Origin of the sequence: Chitinibacter sp. GC72 (assembly GCF_009760905.1) — a bacterium.
Classification (GTDB): domain Bacteria; phylum Pseudomonadota; class Gammaproteobacteria; order Burkholderiales; family Chitinibacteraceae; genus Chitinibacter.
The window spans coordinates 30,609-49,379 of record NZ_VIRW01000012.1 but is presented as its reverse complement, the minus strand read 5'-3'; the positions used below and the strand labels follow the sequence as shown (position 1 = coordinate 49,379).

Annotated in this window: 18 protein-coding genes; 10 read left to right on the top strand and 8 right to left on the bottom strand. The window is 49.7% G+C overall.

The window, feature by feature from the left end:
• The first annotated feature begins 45 nt into the window (after positions 1 to 45).
• From FLS37_RS11095 to FLS37_RS11065, 7 genes are all read left to right on the top strand, one after another.
• On the top strand, positions 46 to 1,008 hold the full coding sequence (locus FLS37_RS11095; protein WP_157669995.1) for a chemotaxis protein: 963 nt from the start codon (positions 46 to 48) through the stop codon (positions 1,006 to 1,008).
• A 26-nt stretch (positions 1,009 to 1,034) separates the two neighbouring features.
• On the top strand, positions 1,035 to 1,976 hold the full coding sequence (locus tag FLS37_RS11090) for a chemotaxis protein (protein ID WP_157669994.1): 942 nt from the start codon (positions 1,035 to 1,037) through the stop codon (positions 1,974 to 1,976).
• Positions 1,977 to 2,036: 60 nt separating this feature from the next.
• The gene (cheY, locus tag FLS37_RS11085; RefSeq protein WP_157669993.1) at positions 2,037 to 2,426 is read left to right on the top strand and encodes a chemotaxis response regulator CheY; all 390 of its coding nucleotides are present in this window, start codon (positions 2,037 to 2,039) and stop codon (positions 2,424 to 2,426) included.
• Between the two features lie 48 nt (positions 2,427 to 2,474).
• Positions 2,475 to 3,239, top strand: a complete 765-nt coding sequence (cheZ, locus tag FLS37_RS11080; RefSeq protein ID WP_157669992.1) for a protein phosphatase CheZ — start codon at positions 2,475 to 2,477, stop codon at positions 3,237 to 3,239.
• A 21-nt stretch (positions 3,240 to 3,260) separates the two neighbouring features.
• Positions 3,261 to 5,177, top strand: coding sequence for a chemotaxis protein CheA (locus tag FLS37_RS11075; protein ID WP_157669991.1), 1,917 nt, complete (start codon positions 3,261 to 3,263; stop codon positions 5,175 to 5,177).
• 79 nt (positions 5,178 to 5,256) lie between these two features.
• The gene (locus FLS37_RS11070) at positions 5,257 to 6,477 is read left to right on the top strand and encodes an EAL and HDOD domain-containing protein (protein WP_157669990.1); all 1,221 of its coding nucleotides are present in this window, start codon (positions 5,257 to 5,259) and stop codon (positions 6,475 to 6,477) included.
• A 66-nt stretch (positions 6,478 to 6,543) separates the two neighbouring features.
• Positions 6,544 to 6,867: a hypothetical protein gene (locus FLS37_RS11065; protein WP_157669989.1), complete on the top strand. Its 324-nt coding sequence runs from the start codon at positions 6,544 to 6,546 to the stop codon at positions 6,865 to 6,867.
• A gap of 28 nt (positions 6,868 to 6,895) precedes the next feature.
• On the opposite strand, the gene FLS37_RS11060 is transcribed toward FLS37_RS11065, so the two are convergent.
• Positions 6,896 to 7,222, bottom strand: coding sequence for a hypothetical protein (locus tag FLS37_RS11060; RefSeq protein WP_157669988.1), 327 nt, complete (start codon positions 7,220 to 7,222; stop codon positions 6,896 to 6,898).
• Positions 7,223 to 7,429: 207 nt separating this feature from the next.
• On the opposite strand from FLS37_RS11060, the gene FLS37_RS11055 reads away from it, so the two are divergent.
• Together FLS37_RS11055 and FLS37_RS11050 are read left to right on the top strand one after the other, a co-directional pair.
• Positions 7,430 to 9,766, top strand: coding sequence for a DNA internalization-related competence protein ComEC/Rec2 (locus tag FLS37_RS11055; RefSeq protein ID WP_308418761.1), 2,337 nt, complete (start codon positions 7,430 to 7,432; stop codon positions 9,764 to 9,766).
• A gap of 1 nt (position 9,767) precedes the next feature.
• On the top strand, positions 9,768 to 10,559 hold the full coding sequence (locus FLS37_RS11050) for an MOSC domain-containing protein (RefSeq protein WP_157669986.1): 792 nt from the start codon (positions 9,768 to 9,770) through the stop codon (positions 10,557 to 10,559).
• Positions 10,560 to 10,671: 112 nt separating this feature from the next.
• Here FLS37_RS11050 and FLS37_RS11045 read toward each other — a convergent pair whose 3' ends face one another.
• The 6 genes from FLS37_RS11045 to FLS37_RS11020 form a co-directional block, all read right to left on the bottom strand.
• Entirely contained in the window at positions 10,672 to 11,070 is a 399-nt protein-coding gene (locus FLS37_RS11045; RefSeq protein WP_157669985.1) for a VOC family protein, read from the bottom strand.
• Positions 11,070 to 11,897 carry a CheR family methyltransferase gene (locus tag FLS37_RS11040; RefSeq protein WP_157669984.1) on the bottom strand — a complete coding sequence of 276 codons (828 nt, stop codon included), beginning with the start codon at positions 11,895 to 11,897 and terminating at the stop codon, positions 11,070 to 11,072. Before FLS37_RS11040 ends, FLS37_RS11045 begins: the two co-directional genes overlap by 1 nt.
• Before the next feature lie 51 nt (positions 11,898 to 11,948).
• On the bottom strand, positions 11,949 to 13,472 hold the full coding sequence (ubiD, locus tag FLS37_RS11035) for a 4-hydroxy-3-polyprenylbenzoate decarboxylase (protein WP_157669983.1): 1,524 nt from the start codon (positions 13,470 to 13,472) through the stop codon (positions 11,949 to 11,951).
• A 69-nt stretch (positions 13,473 to 13,541) separates the two neighbouring features.
• A complete protein-coding gene (locus FLS37_RS11030) occupies positions 13,542 to 14,441 on the bottom strand; it encodes a D-hexose-6-phosphate mutarotase (protein ID WP_157669982.1) in 900 nt (299 codons plus the stop codon).
• Positions 14,442 to 14,645: 204 nt separating this feature from the next.
• A complete protein-coding gene (locus tag FLS37_RS11025; RefSeq protein ID WP_157669981.1) occupies positions 14,646 to 15,482 on the bottom strand; it encodes a dienelactone hydrolase family protein in 837 nt (278 codons plus the stop codon).
• A complete protein-coding gene (locus FLS37_RS11020; protein ID WP_157669980.1) occupies positions 15,482 to 15,820 on the bottom strand; it encodes a DUF4870 domain-containing protein in 339 nt (112 codons plus the stop codon). Before FLS37_RS11020 ends, FLS37_RS11025 begins: the two co-directional genes overlap by 1 nt.
• A 204-nt stretch (positions 15,821 to 16,024) precedes the next feature.
• On the opposite strand from FLS37_RS11020, the gene FLS37_RS11015 reads away from it, so the two are divergent.
• Positions 16,025 to 16,816, top strand: a complete 792-nt coding sequence (locus tag FLS37_RS11015; protein ID WP_157669979.1) for an enoyl-CoA hydratase-related protein — start codon at positions 16,025 to 16,027, stop codon at positions 16,814 to 16,816.
• A 40-nt stretch (positions 16,817 to 16,856) separates the two neighbouring features.
• Here the strand turns inward: FLS37_RS11015 and FLS37_RS11010 are convergent, their stop codons facing one another.
• Entirely contained in the window at positions 16,857 to 18,695 is a 1,839-nt protein-coding gene (locus FLS37_RS11010) for a SurA N-terminal domain-containing protein (RefSeq protein WP_198314588.1), read from the bottom strand.
• Positions 18,696 to 18,771 lie beyond the last annotated feature (76 nt).

The following is an 18,771-nucleotide window of genomic DNA, read 5'->3' as shown; positions in this document are numbered from 1 at the left end:
GATATATCACAACGTCCCTCAACTGCAGCCAAATGGAGCAACCTCGTGTCAGACCTTCTCAAAAACATTGATGCCCGCACCAAGCTAGCAGGCACAAATAAGCTAGAGATTCTGCTGTTTACATTAGGCTTGGATCAGCGTTCAGGTCGACGTGAAACGTTTGGAATCAATGTATTCAAAGTACGTGAGGTCATGCGAACCCCTGAAATTACCCAGGCTCCCGATATGCCCTCTTCGGTCGAAGGCATGGTTAGTCTGCGTGGATCACTGGTCCCGGTCATTGATCTCGCGCGCTACGCAGGCATTCAGACAGAGAGCCGTCCAGAAATCATGATCGTTTCAGAGTACAACGGCCATACACAAGGATTCCTTGTTGAAGCTGTTGATACCATTTTGCGATTAGACTGGTCAGTGATGCGCGTCCCCCCAGACATGTTGACCATGCAGATGGGAGGCTTGGTCACTGCAGTTACCGAGCTTGATAATGGCAAACTGGTTATGATGCTGGATGTTGAAAAAGTATTGGCTGAAACCACGCAGCACAGCAATCGGGTTGATACATCAACCGTAGTACAAAATCAAAAAGTAATTAACAAGACGGTATTTTTTGCGGATGACTCACTCGTTGCGCGAAGCCAAATTGAGCAAACGCTGGACGCAATGAATATTCGTCATTTACATGCCATCAATGGAAAACGGGCATGGGAAGAACTGCTACTAATTGCACAGTCAGCAGAAATACAAGGTCTTATGGTCAAAGACATGATCCAGCTTGTTCTAACTGACGTAGAAATGCCGGAAATGGATGGTTACATGCTCACAAAACAAATCAAAAGTGATCCGCGTTTTGTTGGCATCCCAGTATTGATGCACTCTTCACTTTCTGGTTTGTCCAACCAAAAACTGGGACAGTCTGTTGGTGTTGATGGATATGTAGCGAAATTTGAGCCTCATAAACTGTCACAAAGCATTGCCAACTTCTTGTTACGCAACGAATCAACAAACTAGTCGTCATCCGATTTGGAGCATTTGCTATGAGCAAGCCAGAACAAACCAATTTACTAGATACTGTTGATGCACGTACCAAGTTGGCAGGCTCCAATAAAATGGAGATATTGTTATTTACACTTGGAACGAGAGAAATATTTGGGATTAATGTATTTAAAGTACGCGAAGTATCTCAAACACCAAAAATAACAAAAACACCAAATATGCCTCATGGAGTAGAGGGTGTTCTTTCATTGCGTGGCAATATTATTCCTGTAATTGCATTATCGCGTTTTGTATCTACACAAGAAGTACCAAAGGGTGATACTACGGGCACCATGATCGTCACGGAGTTCTCCAAACATACCCAAGCTTTTCTTGTGCATGACGTGGACCGAATTATCCGTGTGGACTGGGATAAGGTACGCGCACCAGAAACCATGCTTGCAGGCAATCAGGCCTTGATTACAGCAATTACAGAATTGCCTGATGGAAAATTGGTATCAATTTTGGACGTAGAGCAGATTCTGTCCACCGTTATTGGCGAGCCAGTAGTGCCAGATTTGCCAAAACCGCACATTAGCTCTGATACATTCATGTTTTTCGTCGATGACTCATTAGTTGCCAGAAAAGAAATTGTCAGTGTTCTGGATAAAATTGGCGTCAAATATCATCAGGCAAATAACGGCAAGGAAGCATGGGACAAGTTACAAAACTTGGCCAATCGTGCAGTACATGATGGCGAATATTTAAAAGACAAACTGAAACTGATTTTAGTCGATGCCGAGATGCCCGAAATGGATGGGTACGTATTGACCAAACATATCAAGTCAGACCACCGCTTTCAAGGCATTCCCGTTGTAATGCACTCATCACTATCATCCAATGCAAACAGGGCGATGGGTGCCAGTGTCGGTGTAGATGCATACGTGGCAAAATTTGATCCTTTCATCCTAGCAGATACTTTAGCGCCATTACTGGCTAGCTAAACTTTGCGATAGATTCACATATTTAATGCGCAGCTATTTTGCGCGCAAATGGAGTAAGTTATGGCAGATCAGAACATGCGTTTTCTCGTGGTGGATGATTTTTCTACCATGCGTCGCATTGTCCGAAATCTTCTAAAGGAACTCGGATTTACTAATGTCGATGAGGCTGAAGATGGCCAAGTGGCATTACACAAACTAAAAAATGGGCAATTTGAATTCGTCGTTACCGACTGGAATATGCCCAATATGACAGGTATTGAGTTACTCAAGGCAATACGTGCCGATGCACAACTCAAACACCTTCCAGTGTTGATGGTGACTGCTGAAGCGAAAAAGGAAAACATCATTGAAGCTGCAACAGCAGGGGCAAGTGGTTATGTCGTCAAACCGTTCACAGCTGCCACGCTGGATGAAAAACTGAAAAAAATATTCGCTAATATTGGCAAATAAATTTAATCAAAAATAAAATTTAGACATATTTAATCGCAGGAGAAGACTGTGAGTGATCCAGCAATGCAAGGCGGTGATTCCGTAGATCTCGAGGCACTATTTGACAGCATTGTTCAGGCAAATCAAACCGATAGCGCTGATGCTCCGCCTGTGCCCCCTGCACAAACTGTGCAACAAGAGCCACAAACAGCCTCTACCGAAATGGTTGAACCAGCCAAGTCGATGTTCTCACATATCGGACATTTAACCCGCAAATTGCACGATACCCTGCGCGAACTTGGCTTGGATAAATCACTCGAATCTGCCGCCAGTTCAATTCCGGACGCCAGAGATCGGCTTTCTTACGTTGCAACAATGACTGAGCAAGCAGCAGAACGCACGCTAAATGCTCTGGATGTAGCAAAACCCTTGCAAGACAGCATCACAGCCCAATCACAGATATTGGCAAAAGAATGGGATCGCTTCTATGCAAAACAATTATCAGTTGATGAATTTAAGCAACTTGTAGAAAAAACGCGCAAACATTTGACAGACACGGTTTCCCAGTCAGAGCAAGTGAGTAATCAGATGCTTGAGATCATGATGGCTCAAGATTTTCAAGATTTAACTGGCCAAGTTATCAAGAAAGTGTTGGCAATGGCCAAAGAAATGGAAGCCCATCTACTGGACTTCTTGCTCATGTTTAGTCCAAATGCCGGAAAGGCGGAAGATACAGGACTACTCAATGGCCCTGTGGTAAAAGCTGAAGGGCGCACCGACGTAGTAACCAACCAAGAACAAGTTGATGACTTATTAGAAAGCCTCGGCTTCTAAGTGCTCGGCCAGGAGAAAATCATGAGTGATTTCGCAGGCATGGAAGATCTACTGCAAGACTTTTTAACCGAGTCATCCGAGTTACTCTCGGAAGTAGATAACAAGTTGGTCGAACTGGAAAAACGGCCAGATGACAAAGCATTACTTAATGATATTTTCCGCGGTTTTCACACAATCAAAGGTGGTGCGGGATTTTTAAATGTAGATGCGATGGTGAGCCTGTGCCATAGAACGGAGAATCTGTTCGACAAACTTCGTAATGGCGAATTGGTGCTAAATCCAGAAATCATGGATGAGATTCTTGCTGCCACTGGGGTTGTTCGAGAAATGTTTGGCTCGATGGCTCAATCGCGCTTACCTTCGCCAGTTGATCCGGCACTACTAGCGGCGTTAGATGCAGTACTGGAAGGTAGAACCGTAGCAAGTGCTGTTACGCAACACGAAACACCCAAACCGGCGATTGAACCTACTACAGCAGTAGTTCAAACACAGGAAGCATCAGGGCATGATTGGCCACTCTTATACAACTCTTTACTTAATGAAGTAAATACAGCCGAAGAATCAACACCGACTGAAGCAATAAGCAACTACATAGAGCCGGTGCAAACACCCCTACAGAATCAATCAATATCAGATCCAATGCTGGCACTCAAACCAGCCGCACCATCTGGGGCATCATTGCCACAAAGAGCACAACAAGCTAGCAGCCAACAATTAGCGACACAAGAAACGACTATTCGTATTGATACGGTTCGGCTTGATCAGGTGTTAAATTTGTCGGGAGAGATTGGCTTAACAAAAAACCGCCTGACGACATTAAGAACCGACATTATGTCGGGAAAAATGGACAGCGTCACACTGAAAGCACTTGATGAAGCCATTGGTCAACTGGATTTGTTGGTAGGTGACTTGCAAAACGCGGTGATGAAAACCCGGATGCAGCCTATTGGCCGCCTGTTTCAAAAATATCCTCGTCTTGCTCGTGATCTTGCACGACAAATGGGTAAAGACGTTGAGTTGATTATTTCCGGTGAAGAAACCGAGCTCGACAAAACAATGCTTGAGGACTTGAACGACCCTCTGGTTCACTTGGTTAGAAATGCCGTAGATCACGGGGTAGAGACAACTGAAGAACGTATTGCATCTGGAAAACCCGCTAAAGCCGTTGTAGAACTCAGCGCAACCCAAGTTGGTGATCATATCCGGATTGAAATTACAGATGACGGCCGCGGCATGCGCCCTGACGTTATCCGCAGAAAAGCCCTGGAAAAGGGCCTGATTGATATTGAAACTGCAAATAGTCTCGACGATAAGCAATCATTGCAGTTAATTTTCTTACCCGGTTTTTCAACCAAGGATCAAATTTCAAGCGTTTCTGGACGCGGTGTTGGCATGGATGTGGTGAAGACCAATATCCAGAAACTGAATGGCCGTGTCGATATTCAATCGGTTGTGGGTGATGGATCAAGATTCACTATTTCACTGCCGCTAACTCTTGCCATTCTTCCAGTTCTGGTTGTTAAAGTATGCGACCAGCCATTTGCAGTGCCTCTAGCGATGGTGCGCGAAATCATTACCATACGCCAAGAGCAAGTGCAGGAAGTCTCAGGCCGGGCAACGATTGTTGTGCGAGATGAGATTCTCTCCGTACGCTCTTTGGCCAATCTGATTGGCTGGCAAGAAGTCCAGGTACCCCAGTTTGGTGTCTTGATGCAATCGGCCGAGCATTCATTCATTCTGGCCGTTGACAGCTTTATTGGCCGGGATGATGTGGTAATCAAACCGCTGCAGCATATTCGTCCAAAAGGAATTGCGGGAGCCACTCTATCGGGAGATGGCTCTATCGTTCTGGTACTGGATATGGAAGATTTACTGGCATCTGCTAATGCAGATCACTCTGCAATTAAAACTTCTAGATTTGCACAAGAGTTGCTTTGATCAAGACTATTGAGTTTGAGTTTTCGAGCAAAAGCTACCTGTAAAACTAACAAGGATCACGCCATTAAGGCATCATGATATGACGCAAGAACATGCATTTATTGGACGGCAACCCATTCTTAACCGACAACAGCAGATCATTGGCTATGAATTGCTATTCAGGCTGAATAAAGATGCAGTGAGCGCCGATTTTTCCAGCGACATGCAAGCAGGCACCAATGTTTTGGTCAATACCATTTCAAATATGGGAACAGACTGGCTTGTGGGCGACAAAATTGCGTTCATCAACGTAGCCGAATCAATGTTGGAAAGTAATTTCTTAGAACTGCTGCAGCCACAACGTGTGGTACTGGAGATTGTTGAGACAACCCAAAGCTCGCCTGAATTATTAAATCGGCTATCTGATTTACGATCACAGGGCTTTGGGGTTGCTCTGGATGACTTCATCCTCACACCCCAGACCGCATCTATGATCGAGTTTGCCAATTATGTGAAGCTTGATATTCAGCAACTTGGCATGGCACAAATCCCGACCATTTCCAAAGAACTGCGCAAGCATCCACTGCTACAGGTGGCCGAAAAGGTGGAAACCAAGGAAGAATTCAAACAATGTTTGGACATTGGTATGGATTGTTTCCAAGGTTATTATTTCGCCCATCCAGTCACTTTATCTGCAAAGGTCATTAATCCTGGGTATGCTAATATCCTTAATTTGCTTAATATGCTGCGCAATAATGCAGAAATTCGCGATATTGAAAATGCACTAAAGCGTGATGTAGCACTGTCATTCAAACTGCTACGCTATATCAACTCTGCAGGTTTTGGCCTCTCCTGTGAAATTCAATCATTCCGCCACGCTGTCACCATATTGGGATATCAAAAACTGTATCGCTGGTTAACGCTATTACTGGTAACTGCAGGAGCAGAAACAGGTTCTCCACCTGCATTATTAAAAACGGCGGTAACTCGAGGCCGATTGGTAGAATTATTGGGCGCTCATTTATTGGATGGGCAAGATAAAGATAACCTGTTTATCGTAGGCATGTTCTCCTTGCTCGACGTTTTGCTTGATATGCAGATGGATACCATCCTCGAGACTTTGATACTGCCGGAAACAGTGAGCGATGCGTTGCTCTCCAGAACAGGTATTTATGGTCCCTTCCTTGAGCTGGCTGAGGCCTGTGAAGACGCAGAAATGGCTGAAGTTCCTCGGCTGTGCGAACAACTGCAAATCACACCCGAAATGCTTAATCGCGCTCATGTGCAAGCATTAAACTGGGTTGAAGAACTGGGCGTATAACATATTACAAACAGCATGGCAGTCTAGTGCAACTTACTGACTGCCAAGCTGTTATAAGGAATTAGCATGGTATTTGTCGAGCGTGATGCAAACGGTGAAATTGTGGCCATCTATCGCTCACAGCAGAATAACGCTAACGAAGAGTTGGCGCTTCATGATCCACAAATAGTTGCATTTCTGGGCGCGAGCAGCAGCGACTTTAATCATTCCGACACGGCATTAATTCGGGTAATCGAAGATATTGTCGACGTCATGATTGAGAAAAACCTTCTTCGCCTTACCGACCTGCCAATTGCTGCCCAGGAAAAACTACTATCGCGTAAAACCTTGCGCCAGCGCCTAAGCAACAGCCTTGATTTGCTAGTCGACAGCGATCAAGGCCTGCTCTGAATAGGCAGATAAAATAATCCGCTATTTCTTATTTTGCATCCCGCTGCATAAACTGATAACGATCTTTCACCAGCTGTTCAGCAATATCGTGCTCGGAAATCGTTAGCCCAATACTACTGGCGCGGCTAATCATGTCTTGTCGACACTTCACTTGCACTTCTTCTGGTGCTTGGTGTTCACCAAACATCAATTTGCCGCAGTCGGCAAGGATTTGGCTAAATTGTTCGGGATTGGCATTAAGCAGCGCATTTTGATAGCGCGGATCCGACGACTGCGCCTCTACTGCCGATGAACCTCCACCTTGATTTTCTGCCTTGTCACCACACGCAGACAAACCCAAAAGCAAACTTGCCACTAACAAACACCGCATCAAGCGCATGACTTCTCCCTTTTTTATCGTTTGAATTATTTAAAAATACTGCAGCAGCTACGCAGAGCTACCCCGAATTAATTGCAACATGGTTATTTGTCCGATTGTGAGCCTAGTAGCCTCAATCTCGATGAATAGAACCATCTAATCTACCCGGCTGGTATCGGTACAAATCATCTGCTAGCAATAAGCATGTATCTTAGCCAAATTATTCCACGGTGTATCACTGCACAGACATATTGTCTGCTTCTGACTGCATTTGTGGTCGGCGTGATGCTATGCCAGCTTCAGCACCAGCTCATCTCATACTGGCCGGTTGTTGCAATTGTCTTATTCACACTCCCCTTGTCGCAATTTCGCAATCCCTTCATTTCGCACCTAGCGCTTGGTTTGCTCGCGGCAAGCGCGGGTTTTAGCTGGGCACAGTGGCAAGCCCAACAAGGATTATCACAACGAGTACCTACGGCACTGATCGGGCAAACAGTACTGCTGCGCGGTGAAATTGCGAGCATTCCTCAGCGCACCCAGTTTGGCATCCGTTTTCTGCTGCAACCCGAAGCCGGGGTTGGCGAGATGGACTGGCAGCCTCAGTACATACAGGTCAGCGTTTACGGCAAAGCCCCTATGTTCAAAGCGGGGCAGCGCTGGCAATTTCAGGCTCGCCTCAAACCGGTACGCGGGCAAATCAATCCGGGCAGTTTTGATCTGGAGCGGTGGTTTTTACAGCAAAACATTGCAGCGGCAGCAACAAGTGCCAAAAATTTCGAGGCGCTGGAGGGGAGCAGCTGGCGTACAGGCATATTGCGACTTCGAAGTATTTTGCTCGACAAAATTGATCGCGATCTGGGCGATCACACCTACATCGGCGTGATTAAAGCCTTGTCGATTGGTGAACAAAGCCAGATAGACAGCGAGCAATGGTGGCGCTTTTCACAAACTGGCGTTGTTCACCTGATCTCGATTTCGGGATTGCATGTCACCATGCTCGCAGCGCTGGCCGGATTTCTCACGCAACTGATCTGGCGGCAAATCCCATCTCTACTCAACTACACCTCGGCTTATCGGGCGGGCATTATTGCAGGGGTATTGCTCGCAACACTATATTTTATAATATCAGGATGCAGTATACCCACCCAGCGTACAATCGTCATGCTGGCTATATTTGCGATTGCGCTATGGTATCAGCGGCAAATACCGGTGGCCGTAGTCTGGCTCACAGCACTCAGTGCCGTGGTTTTACTCGATCCGCTGGCTGTGCTATCAATTGGTTTCTGGTTGTCTTTTTTGACCGTCGGCATACTGTTCTGGGCTTGCGCCAACCGGATCGCACCCAATCCGCGCTGGCAAGACTGGCTACGCAGCCAATGGGCAGCCACACTGGGCTCGCTCCCGCTGTTGCTGGTTATTTTTGGCTATTTTCCGCTGATTTCTCCGCTTGCCAACGCCATTGCCATCCCTCTGGTGAGCTTGCTGATTACCCCACTCACCCTAATCGGCTTGTTTGACCCCAGCGGCTTGATTCTGCAATGTGCGGCACAGTTAATGGCCTACTGTGATGTTTTCTTGCAATATTTGCTTACCCTGCCCTTGGCCAGCTGGCAACATCCACCCCCGCCCCTGCTGATGCTGCCGGCCGCTCTGGTCGGCATTTTAATCCTGCTACTGCCAGCCGGTTTTCCGGCCAGATTGACAGGCCTGGCACTGCTATTTCCGCTACTGACTTATCAGCCAGAGAAACCACAGCACGGGCACTTTCGCGCCGTGGTGCTCGATGTAGGGCAAGGGCTGGCGGTGCTGGTGCAAACACAAAACCATGCGCTGTTGTTTGACACCGGGCACATCGGTAATGCCGAGCGCGTTCTGCTACCGGCCTTTCGCTCGTTCAATATCATGCAGCTAGATACCTTGCTGCTGTCGCACAATGACCACGATCATATTGGCGGAGCAGGCCTGCTATTGCAGCGCTGGCCTGTACGACATCTGCTGCATTCTTTGCCCGAAACCCATGATGTGTTCAAAGTCGGGAACACGTCATCCAGCCAACGTTGTCAGGCAGGCCAGCACTGGCAATGGGATGGGATTCAGTTTGACATCCTGTGGCCGGCACATGGCTACACAAGCAGAAATGATAATGGCCAAAGCTGCGTCTTGAGGATCAGCAATGGGCATTTTTCCATGCTGATACCTGCTGATATTGGCAAAACCGAAGAACTTGAGTTACTTAATCATGATTTGCTGCCCAGCGACATTTTGCTGATGCCTCATCATGGGAGCAAAAGTTCTTCATCCATTCCGTTTATCCAGGCCAGCCGGGCTAGCTATGTGGTGGCCTCGGCAGGTTTTATGAACCGCTTCTCGCATCCACACCATACCGTGATCGAACGCTATCGAGCTGAAAATGCCACCCTGCTCAATACCGCAGAGCTGGGCGCTGTGCATTTTGCGGTCACAAACACCATCACAGTGAAGGCAGAACGCTCTATCCGCCCACACTATTGGTACACTAGCGCCAGTCAACCGGAAAAATAATATGCAAATCACTCTGTCTGCGCTTTATCGCTACCCGCTCAAATCAGGTCAGGCACAAGTGCTCAGGCACAGCCTGGTGAGCCCGGAAGGCTTGGCGCTGGATCGGGAATGGATGGTGGCCACACCGGAAGGGCAATACATTACCGCCCGTACCCACCCACAGCTGGTTTTAGTCAAAGCCGAACCTTGCGATAGCGGGATTACCTTCAGCGCTCCGGGAATGAATGATATTTTCACGCCATTGTCTGCTTTTGCTATGCCCCAGCAAGCCGATGTCTGGGAAAACACGTTTTCCGCCCGCAGCGGTGCCCAGGAGCTCAATCACTGGATTTCAGCCTATCTGGAGCAAACAGCAATCGTGATGTGGACTGGGCTGGAGCCGCATCGGCGCGTCAAGAATCACCCCGATGTCCCCATCCGTTTTGTCGATGGCTATCCGCTGCTACTTATCAGCGAAGGCTCGTTAGCCGAGCTGAACCGGCAAGCACGGCAGGATTTTTCCATGCTGCGCTTTCGACCCAATCTGGTCATTCGTAATGCAGACGCCTTTGCCGAAGACCATTGGCGGCGCATCCGGATTGGCGAGGTCATTTTCGAGCTGGTAAAACCTTGCGAGCGCTGTGTCCTGACCATCATTGACCCGGACACCGCCGAAAAATCACCACAACAAGAGCCACTGCGCACGCTGGCCAAATTCAGAAAATTCCCTGCTGGAGTGCTCTTTGGACAAAACATGCTTGCTCGCAGCACTGGCGAGCTCCGGCTTGGCATGGCGGTTGAGATATTCGATTAAAACAGGCTTCGTGGTGGAATACGTGAGCAACACTAGCAACAGACACAAAACAAAGGGTATATGCCTGCAGCCGATACAGCAATTAACCTACAGGCACATACCCTAACAAAAGCTAATCCAGTGGAAACTGAGGATTCCAGGCCACTTCCCATAAATGCCCATCCGGGTCGGCAAAATAACCCGCATACCCGCCCCAATACACTGCTTGCCCCGGCTTGATCAGCTGGCCACCACCATGGGCAGCAATCGCGAGCAGTTCATCCACTTCAGCTGGGCTGCGTACATTATGCGCCAGTGCTATCCCGCGAAAACCGCTGCCCGCCTCTGGCACACCCGCATCGGCCGCTAATAGCTGGCGGGGAAACAGCGCCAGACGCATCGCGCCAAAATTGAAAAACACCACTTCATCCAGCACCTGATGAGGCACCAGACCCAGCGTATCGCGGTAAAACGCCAGCGAAACCGCCAGATCGGCCACACCCAGCGTAATAAAGCTGACGCGCGGCTCCATCAACGCAAGCCTGCAGGCTTGGCCAGCTCGTAGACCGTTTTGCCCTGCAATTTGAAAAACTCGGCTGCATGATAAAGATTTTCCGAATGCCCGACGTAGAGCAGGCCCTCGGGCTTCATCAGCGGGGCAAAACGCTGCAAGATTTTGTACTGCGTTTCCTTGTCGAAATAAATCATCACATTGCGACAGAATATGGCATCAAATGGCCCACGCACCGACCAGTTGGGCTCAATCAGGTTTAGCCGCCGGAAAGTAATCATATCGCGCAGCTCTTGTTTGAGCTGGTAACGGCCATCGGGCTGGACATTGAAAAAGCGCGAGACGCGCTGTGGCGACATTTTTTTGACTTCTTCGGCCGGATAAATACCCAGACGGCCCTTTTCCAGCACATTGGTATCCAGATCAGTCGCAATAATCTTGACCGGTGGACGCAGTGAATCAAAGGCCTCGCAGGCCGTGATGGCCAGCGAGTAAGGCTCTTCACCGGTACTGGCGGCCGAACACCAGATGCTGAATGTGGCACAGCGCTGCTCTTTAAGGTAACGCGCCAGAATGTCGAAATGATGTGCTTCACGGAAAAACGAGGTGAGGTTGGTCGTCATCGAGTTGGTAAACAACTCGAATTCTTTCGGGTCGCCCCGCTCCAGCACGTGCAGATACTGCTGAAACGTTTTCAGATTGAGCGCGCGCAGGCGTTTGGCCAAACGCCCGTAGACCATATCGTGCTTGGATTCGGATAAAGCGATGCCCGCGTAGTTGTAAATCATGGTCCGGACTTTTTCAAAGTCGGCATGGGTGAATTCAAATTCTCGATTCAATGGCAGCATGGGCTTTCCCAATTCTTTAAGCGACAGTAGTTCAGGATAGACTAAACTCTTTTACAAGTTCAATTCCTGCCAGATTGCGTCAATCCGCGCCACGGCAGCCGGATCACGTGCGATCACCCTGCCCCATTCGCGGCTGGTTTCGCCCGGCATTTTATTGGTCGCATCCAAGCCCATTTTGCCACCCAGGCCCGAAATCGGGCTGGCAAAATCAAGATAATCAATCGGCGTGTGCTCGACCAAAGTGGTATCGCGCACCGGGTCCATTCGCGTGGTTATCGCCCAGATCACTTCTTTCCAGTCGCGGCAATCCACATCGTCGTCGACGATCACGATGTACTTGGTGTACATGAACTGGCGCAGGAAGGACCAGACACCAAACATCACCCGTTTGGCATGGCCCGGATATTGCTTTTTAATCGACACAATCGCCATCCGGTAGCTGCAACCTTCGGGTGGCAGATAAAAGTCGACGATTTCCGGAAACTGCTTTTGCAAAATCGGCACGAAGACTTCATTGAGCGCCACGCCCAGAATCGCCGGTTCATCTGGTGGTTTACCCGTGTAAGTGCTGTGATAAATCGGGTCGGGCCGCGTGGTGATGCGCTCGACTTCAAAGACAGGAAACCAGTCCTGCTCGTTGTAGTAGCCAGTGTGGTCGCCGTACGGGCCTTCTAAAGCGTGCAAAAAGCCGCCGACCTCTTTCATCGGTACGCCTTGCCCGGAAACGCCAACGTAGCCGGTTTCGCACGGTTTGAGTACCCCTTCGAGCACGATTTCAGCTGTGGCCGGCACTTGTAGATCAGAGCCGATACATTGCACCAGCTCGGTCTTACTACCACGCAGCAAGCCGGCAAACTGATACTCAGACAACGTATCGGGTACCGGTGTAACCGCGCCGAGGATGGTCGCCGGATCGCAACCGAGCACCACGGCGACCGGATACGGTTTGCCCGGATTTTGCTTTGCGTGCTCACGAAAATCGAGCGCGCCGCCGCGGTGCGCCAGCCAGCGCATAATCACCTGATTTTTGCCAATGACCTGCTGGCGATAAATCCCCAGATTCTGACGTTTTTTATTCGGCCCGCGTGTGACGACCAAACCCCAGGTAATCAGCGGCGCAATATCACCGGGCCAGCAGTGCTGGATCGGAATTGCGCCCAAATCCACATCCGGGCCTTCAATCACCACTTCCTGACAGATGCCTTTGCGCACTTCTTTGGGCGCCATATTGAGCACTTGCTTCAAGAGTGGCAGCTTTTCCCACGCATCGCGAAAGCCTTTCGGTGGCTCAGGCTCTTTCAGATAAGCCAGCGTCTGGCCGATTTCGCGCAGTGCCGATACGTCCTGCGCGCCCATGCCAAGTGCCACGCGGCGCGGTGTGCCGAATAGATTGCCCAGCACCGGCATACTGTAGCCGGGTACGTTCTCGAACAGCACAGCAGGCCCTGCATTGCGCAAGATACGGTCACATAATTCGGTCATCTCCAGCTTGGCCGACACCGGAGTTTGAATTCGTTTCAGCTCGCCCTGAGCTTCAAGTTGCGACATAAAATCGCGCAAATCACGGTATTTCATCGTTATGCATCCAAAAAAAACGCCCGAACATGCGGGCGTTTTTAACTATCAATGATCGAAAAAAGCCGCTTAACGCACTTCGGACAGCGTCATCACCGCGCTAAAGCGCGAGTGAGGTGCAATCGTGAGCGCATTATCAAAGACATCCCCACGCTCAACACAGACAAATTGCTGACGATGTTCAAGAACATCCTGCATTTTGTCGGCATGATCGCCCGGGTTCCAGACAATCGCACTATGTGCCGAGCTACTGATTTTAATTTGGCGTACGCCATCAATAATGGTTTGCAGCTCAGGCACATCAAGATACACACGGTCGGTGGCGCCCGATAATTGCAGCGTTTCAGCCTGATAACGGCGGGTGATTTCACCGATCGTATCCACGTAGGTCAAGTTTTCCAGCCCCTGAATCGGGCACAGGGTATAGTCAACAACCGCAAAGTAGGTATGGAATGCGTAGGTAAACGGGGCGGGGGTATTGCTTAGATTGTCGACATTCAAGGTGAGCTTCAGCTCACGGCCAACTTCAATCTGCAGCTCAAAACGGAATTCATGAGGCCACATTGCCAATGTGCTGGCGTTACTGCTCAGGCTGGCGATCAGCAAGGTTGTGCCATCAGCTTGATTGCTCACTTGCTCCAAAACCCAGTCGCTGGTGCGTGCAAAACCATGTGACTGCAGGCCATCCGGATGGCCGCCAAACCATGGCAGACACAGTGGAATACCACCGCGCACCGCCTTGCCCGGCTCAAAATGGGCCAGTGGCGATAACCACAAAATCTCTTCCCCGGCAGCAGGGACAAATGACAGCAAATGAGCACCCTGCAGCGTAAAAATGGCCGACCCGAGCGCATTCTCAACCACCACCACGGGCAGGCCTTCACCAGTATGGGTAAAACAATCAGCCGATGATTTGATGCTGACACCTTGTGTGCCAGACAAAATCGCTGAATAGTCGGTATTGCTCATTGTGTATTCGCTCCTGAATTCAAGCCGCCATTTTAATGCATTTCTGCCGCAGCACTATTGAATCAGCACAATAAATTGCGCAGCCGTGCTGCCACGGTCTGGGCGGCTAGCGCGCGAATGCCCGCATTAATCTAGAGAGATCACAATGCAGAGATTGGCTGCGCTTGGGTAAGCCGTGAGTAGCCAATGACGATCTACGGCTGATTACTGATTAGCCTGAAACGTGCGCGGTGGCACGCCTTCGATACTGCGCGCAGGGTCAAACCAGCGTGACAGCCATTTATAAGTGCGTCGCCACGCATCCTGAGCGGCCTCGGGATCGGCAATGTCTTCCAGTGCCAGATGGTTGGCAGGCAGATTCAAGGCCTCGTGCTCCAGATTATCGAGCATCAGATCAAAATCATGCCGCGCCTGCGGGTAGCTGACCAGATGAAACAGACTCTGCCCTGACACCATACTCAGCTCCGTGCATTGCTCAATGGGCGTCAAGCCATCCTGCTGCCCGGTCAATAACAAAGTAGGTGCAGCAACACGAAAATCAGCGCCCAGCAAAAGTCGGCAATTGGGATAAAACACCGCCGCCGAGCGCAGGCCCGGATTTTTGCGGCCCAGCAACGCCAGCGCAGCGCTCGCTCCGCTATCCCAACCGACCACAGCGATCCGGTTGGGGTCAATTTCGCGCCGCTGCTTCAGCCATTTCACGGCACGCTGCAAATTGTTTGCTTTGCGCCGCATTTCAGCTTTCTGCTGCTTGATGCTCTGCAGTGCGCATGGTTGCTTGCGCCGCACAGCATCATCGAGCAGCAGCACGCCAAAGTCGAGCTCCTGCAGCTGGCTACTCATACGCGCGTAGCGAATGGCCAATTGCTGATCACGCGCATATAAACCACCACAACCATGCATCAGGATGACAGCGGGCGCCTGCGAACGATCAGGCGCAAAGTATTGCCCCTTCAGACCAGACTTACCCAAAGGGGTCGAAGCGGCCAAAGCAAAATGGCTGGTGGCAAAGCAGCAAACCAGCAAAAAGAAATACTTCATCAAGCAATCAGACGCAAAGCAAATGGATAACGGTAATACATGCCTTTACTGGCGTTCAAAGCCCCCAGCACACTGCAAATAACATTGCAGAACCAGAGCACCAGCACCAACAACCAACCCAGGATAGGTATCCAACCCAAGACCAAGCTGACCAGCATCAGGGTAATCGACCAGTTCAGTGATTCCTTGCCCGCATCAAACATAAACTCGTCATCTTTTTTCAATACATAGATGACAAGCCCGGGAATGAAACTAAAGAAAATCGTGAGTAAATAGACCAGCACCGCAATATTGCGCGAGTCCTGCGACGGATGATGAAGGGGTGTGAGATCATGCATGCCAGTCTCTCCGAGAGTCTTATTGTTCAGCCAATAAGGCGGTGGATTTTACGCCTTATCGCCACCCAGTTCCAACCTTTCTTAAACTTGGATCAGGCAATCAGTTCAGGAATTCATTTTACGCTGGCTAAGCGTTTGTTTTTGCACTAAACCATAGGTGCAGTGCAACAAAAACGCATGAAAACCACGTCAAGGAGCCGGGCAATGAGTGATACGATCGACTGTCAAATGAGCAGCACAGGCGTCGTTACCCTCCGGCTTGTTCGCCCCGAAGTATGTAATGCAATCAATGAAATCATGGTGGCCGAGCTAACGGCCACACTGGCCGCCATCAGTCAGAACCCGGATGCCCGGGTACTGGTTTTAACTGGCACCGGCCGTTTTTTCTGCGCTGGCACCGATCATCAGTGGATGCTCAAAGGCAGCCAGGCCGGGCCAGACCATAATTTTGAAGATGCACTGCACATTGCCCGCCTGCTACGCACGCTGGATCGCCTGCCCATTCCAACTATCGCCCATATTAACGGGCCAGCGATTGGCATGGGTATTGGGCTGATCTCCTGCTGCGATATGGCGGTCTGCTCGCCAGAAAGCTGGTTTTGCATCCCCGACACCCGGCTGGGGCTGATCCCTGCAGTGTTTGGCCCTTATGTTATCAATAAAATGGGCAGCAGTGCCGCGCGGCGCTATTTTCTAAGCACGGAGCGTTTTAGCCCCGCGGCCGCACAAGGCCTGGGCCTGATTCATGAATGCCCCGCCAGTGATGAGGCAGTGAGCGAACAGGTTGCACACTGGGTTCGTACGATTTTGCACAATAGCCCGCACGCGCTAACCGCAGCCAAACGCTTTATCACCTCGGTTGAGCACCGCCCAATTGATGACGCCATGCTATCGGACACCGCGCACCGCATGGCCCACATACGATCACACGAAGAAGCCCAAGCAGGTCTGGATGCCTATTTAAGGCAGGCCAGCCCGGACTGGGCACCCAAATAATAAAACCGGCTCAAAGCCGGTTTTATTATTTGGGAAGCGATCACTCAGCCTTTTTGGCCAATTGCTTGCTGTACTGCACTTTGATGTCTTTCTTGATGGCATCCAGATAAGCCGACAATTCAACCTGACCATACATTCTGGACAAATTTTCATCCATCTTGAATTTATTCTCGGCACTCAGCGTAGGCGCCGGAATGGTTTTGCCTACTTTGTAAATCACATAACCCTTGCCAGCTACATTAGCGCCCACATAGGCCTGCTGTTTGCTGGTATCAGCCTTGAAAATGGCTTTCAGATCACTCTCGGCCACTTCAGGAGCAGCAATACGGCTCAAGGCCTGTGTCTCACCCCATGCTAGCGCCACTTGAGCACCCGAGTTAAGTGCTTTAAGCTTGGCCTCACCATCAGTAGCGGCCAGCTTGAGGGCTTTTTCCTGCTTGAGTTTGCTCACAATACCTGCCGAGACATCGGCCAATGGCTGTGTCTGGGTAGGCTGGAAGGCCAGCACACGCACAGAAACCAGTTGGCCACGACCTACTTCAATGGCCTCTGAATTGTGTTTTTTCTTTAGCACATCATCAGTAAACGCTGCTTCAAGCAATTTAGGATTATTAAGCTGAGGCTCCTGAGCAGCAGTGCGGGTCACCCAGCCACTTTGTTCGATCTTCAATTTCAGCGCATCTGCCACCGGCTTTAAACTATCAGCCTGCTGGTAGACGATTTCGCTGAATTTTTCTGATTGCGACTGAAATGCTGCCTGGGCTTTTTCGAGTTTCAATTGCTGTTCGATTTGAGGCTTCAGATCGTCAAAATTGGCACCCTTGATATCATCAAGTTTCAGGATGTGAAAACCAAAATCGGTTTCAACAATCTCACTAATCTGGCCTTTGCTCATTTTAAAAGCAGCATCTTCAAAAGGCTTGACCATAGCGCCCTTGGCGAAAAAGCCCAGATCACCACCATTGGCTGCAGAGCCTGGGTCTTGTGACTTAGCCTTGGCCAGCGCGGCAAATTGCGCCGGATTTTTCTTCACTTCGGCCAGAATCTGTTCAGCCTGCGCACGCACTTTGGCTTTTTCTTCGGCTTTCAGATCTTTGGCTGCATTGAGCAAGATGTGGCTGACTTTGCGCTCTTCTTTGGCAATATCAGCTTTATGCTCGTCAAAGTATTTCTGGATTTCCGCATCGCTCACCACTTGCTGGGCAGCCAGATCTGCCTGCGAGAAAGTGACATATTCAAGCTTTGCCCGGTCAGGCGATTTAAACTGTGCCTGATTAGCATTGTAGTATTGCTTGATTTCAGCATCGCTCACAGTCACTTGGGAGAGATACAGTTCTGGAGACAGCACCGCAGAAGAAACTTCGCGTTTCTCACCCATCAGGGTATTAAGACGCTGCATCTGTGAATTTGACACAAAACCAGTCTGCATCACACCATCCATCAGCTGGCGCAAAATCAGGTCTTGCTTAACTTTCTCTTCAAACTGAGTAGGAGACATTTGCTGTGAAGCCAGCATTTCCTGATACCGCTTGGCATCAAATTTGCCATCAACCTGAAATGCAGGGATGGCCGCAATAGCGTCGCGCAATACAGCATCAGGTACTGCAAGGCGCAGCTCGCGGGCTTTTTCCTGCAGCAGCTGTTGACGAACCAGTTGTTCGATTACCATCGGCTTCATTTCATCTGGCACAGCCTGATTGCCAATTGCCTGCGCCAGCTCACGCTCTGTGATCCGCGACTTGCCCACTTTAGCCAGATAGTCGTCGCCCTGACCCATCGCTTCATAGCCACTAAAGCCAATACCGACAACGAGACCGACAGAAATCAGACCCAGAATTACCTGAACAGCGGTTTTATTATTGTGTACAAAATCAAACATGAACGACGAACTCCTGCTTTGTGTGCGCGTTATCATGCCAGATTGCATGACTTATGTCTGTAAGAGAAGCAATATT